Raw genomic sequence first — 3,034 nt, forward strand, 5'->3', positions numbered from 1 at the left:
ACACCGACGGTTTCTACTACTTCACCGCGACGGTCCCGGAGTACGACCGGATCGTCCTGCGGCGCGCGACCACGATCCAGGGACTGGCCTCGGCACCGGAGACGGTGATCTGGCGCAAGCACTCCAGCGGTGAGATGGCCGCGCACATCTGGGCACCGGAGATCCACTTCATCAACGGGAAGTGGTACGTCTACTTCGCGGCGGGGCGCAGCGACGACGTCTGGCGCATCCGGATGTACGTGCTGGAGAGCTCGGACGCCAACCCGGTGGGCGGGACGTGGACCGAGCGCGGCCGCATCACGACGCCTTGGGACACCTTCTCGCTGGACGCCTCCACGTTCGTGACCAACGGCGTGCGCTACCTGACCTGGGCGCAGCAGGAGCCCGGCATCTCCACGAACTCCAACGTCTACCTCGCCCGCATGGGCGCGAACCCGTGGACGATCACCGGCACGGTCACCCGGCTCACCGTGCCGACGCTCGGCTGGGAGACGCGCGGCTACAAGGTCGCGGAAGGGCCGACCGTCCTGCAGCGCAACGGGAGGATCTTCCTCACCTACTCGGCCAGCGCCACCGACGCGAACTACTGCCTCGGCATGCTGACCGCGTCCGCCTCCGCGGACCTGCTCAACCCGGCCTCGTGGACCAAGAGCGCCAACCCCGTGTTCGCCACCAACGCCGCGACCGGCCAGTACGGGCCCGGCCACAACTCGTTCACGGTGTCCGAGGACGGCACCAGCGACGTGATGGTCTACCACGACCGCGGCTACCGCGACATCAGCGGCGACCCGCTCAACGACCCGAACCGCCGCACCCGCGTGCAGAAGGTCTACTTCCGGGCCGACGGCACCCCGGACTTCGGCGTCCCGGTCGCCGACGGCCCCACCCCGGTGCGGCTGCGGACCTACTCCTCCACCGACCGCTTCGTGCGGCACTGGGAGTACCGCGCACGGGTGGAGGCCGGCGTGTCCCCGCTGGCCGACTCGCAGTTCAAGGTCGTCACGGGACTCACCGGGTCCGGCACGGTGTCGCTCGAGTCGGCCAACTTCCCCGGCTACTTCCTGCGGCACCGCAACAACGAGCTGTGGGTGGAGCGCACCGACGGCAGCACCCTGTTCCGCAACGACGCGAGCTTCACCCAGCGCGCGGGACTCGCGGCGAGCTCGGCGGTGTCGTTCGAGTCGGTGAACTTCCCGGGTCTGTACCTGCGCAACAGCAGCGGCCTGCTCAACCTCCAGGCCGCGACCGACGCGCAGGGACGGACCGACGCGACGTTCGTCCTGGAGTGAGGCGAGACGATGAAGATCGCACTGGTCGTCACGACCGTCCTGCTCATCGCCGTCGCGACGGCGCCGCCCGCGTCGGCCTACCCCCTGCCGGGCCGGGTCACCGGGGACGCCGGCGTGCACGACCCGAGCATGCTCCGGCGCGCCGACGGGAGCTACCTGGTCGCGCACACCGGCACGAACATCGCGCTCAAGACCTCCACCGACCGGATCGCGTTCCGCAACGCCGGAGCGGTGTTCCCCGGCGGGGCGTCGTGGACCACCCCGTACACCGGCGGCAGCACCAACCTCTGGGCACCGGACCTGTCCTATCGCGACGGACGTTACTGGCTCTACTACTCGGCTTCGACGTTCGGCTCGAACCGGTCGGCGATCTTCCTCGCCACCAGCCCGAGCGGCGACTCCGGCACGTGGACGCACCGCGGGCTGGTCGTCGAGTCGCGGACGTCGGACGACTTCAACGCCATCGACCCCGACCTCGTCGTGGACGACCAGGGGCGCTGGTGGCTGAGCTTCGGCTCATTCTGGTCGGGGATCAAGATGGTGGCGCTCAACGCCTCGACCGGTCTGCGGTCCGACTCGGTCGTCCGGTCTGTCGCGGGCAGGAACGGCGGTCCGATCGAGGCACCGAACATCGTCAAGCGCGGGGCGTACTACTACCTCTTCGTCTCGTTCGACCACTGCTGCCGGGGTGCGGCCAGCACGTACCGGGTGGTGGTCGGCCGTTCCACCAGCGTCACCGGACCGTACGTCGCCCGCGACGGCACCGCGCTGACCTCCGGCGGTGGCACGGAGGTGCTGGCCGGGCAGGGCGGCGTGCACGGGCCGGGGCACCAGGACGTCCTCTCCGACGTCGACGGCGACCTGCTGACCTACCACTACTACACCGACTCCGGCGCGTCGCGGCTCGGCGTCAACCTGCTGGCGTTCGACTCGGCGGGCTGGCCGTTCCTGCGCTGACGGGACCGGCCTCGACGTACGATCGCGGCGAGGGCGGAGCGCCGGTCCGCGGTGGCGGCCCCGGCGCGCGGGAGGGGGCAGGGTGTTCGGGTTCGGCCGGAAGAAGAAGTCCCGCGGTCTGAACGACGTGGACGACCTGATGGCGCAGCTCAGGCCCGACCTGAGCCGGGAGGCGCTCGGCGTCGGGCCGAGCTTCCCCGGCGTGGCGCCGAACCCGCTCCTGAACGGTGACGCGCGCAGGCGCATCGCGGAACTGCGCGCCGGGACGCTCGCACTCGGTGTTCTCGTCGACTGGCGGGAGGTCAACAGCAACCCGCGCGTGGTCCTGATGTTCGACGTGGAGACCGCCGAGGGCGTCTCGTTCCGCGGTGTCGCGGACGAGGACCTCACGATCACCGAGCTCACCCGGCTCGCCCCTGGGCAGACGGTGCCGGTGCGCTACCGGCCTGCCGTCATGGACCACTACGTCGCCCTGGCCCGCGACGCGGACCCCGCCCGCGTGCGGCAGCTCTCCGACGAGATCGCGAGCCGCAAGCGGACCTGAGGCCGTGGTTCCTACTCGTCCACGGTGACGGAGAACTTCTCGATCGCGTTGCCCGCGCCGCCGCGCCACAGGTTGAAGCCCGCCTCGACCGCCACCAGGTACCAGTCGAGGGAGATCTGGCCGCGGCCGACGGCGTCCGCGGTGAACGCGCTGATGTCGAGGCCGCTGACCGCGGTGACCTCGCCGACGCGTTCGTAGGTGATCCGCACGCGGTCCTGGTCGCGCGCCAGCCAGACGTTCCAGC

Annotated in this window: 4 protein-coding genes; 3 read left to right on the top strand and 1 reads right to left on the bottom strand. The window is 70.6% G+C overall.

Going from position 1 to position 3,034, the window contains the following annotated elements; all coding sequences use genetic code 11:
- The 3 genes from VF330_RS30000 to VF330_RS30010 all read left to right on the top strand — a co-directional run.
- Positions 1-1,289 (top strand): family 43 glycosylhydrolase (locus VF330_RS30000; protein ID WP_330855054.1); only part of this gene is annotated, 1,289 nt, incomplete at its 5' end.
- A 9-nt stretch (positions 1,290-1,298) separates the two neighbouring features.
- Complete coding sequence (locus tag VF330_RS30005) at positions 1,299-2,246, top strand: arabinan endo-1,5-alpha-L-arabinosidase (RefSeq protein ID WP_330855055.1); 948 nt, start codon at positions 1,299-1,301, stop codon at positions 2,244-2,246.
- A gap of 82 nt (positions 2,247-2,328) precedes the next feature.
- Complete coding sequence (locus tag VF330_RS30010) at positions 2,329-2,790, top strand: hypothetical protein (RefSeq protein WP_330855056.1); 462 nt, start codon at positions 2,329-2,331, stop codon at positions 2,788-2,790.
- 11 nt (positions 2,791-2,801) lie between these two features.
- Here VF330_RS30010 and VF330_RS30015 read toward each other — a convergent pair.
- The coding region (locus VF330_RS30015; protein WP_414675489.1) for a GH12 family glycosyl hydrolase domain-containing protein at positions 2,802-3,034 on the bottom strand (233 nt) is incomplete at its 5' end.

The organism is Lentzea sp., from assembly GCF_036380075.1.
Lineage (GTDB): Bacteria > Actinomycetota > Actinomycetes > Mycobacteriales > Pseudonocardiaceae > Lentzea.

What these genes read in the sequence shown, in the direction of transcription:
- VF330_RS30005 (WP_330855055.1), top strand. Translation starts at nt 1,299, where the DNA reads ATGAAGATCGCACTGGTCGTCACGACCGTCCTGCTCATCGCCGTCGCG.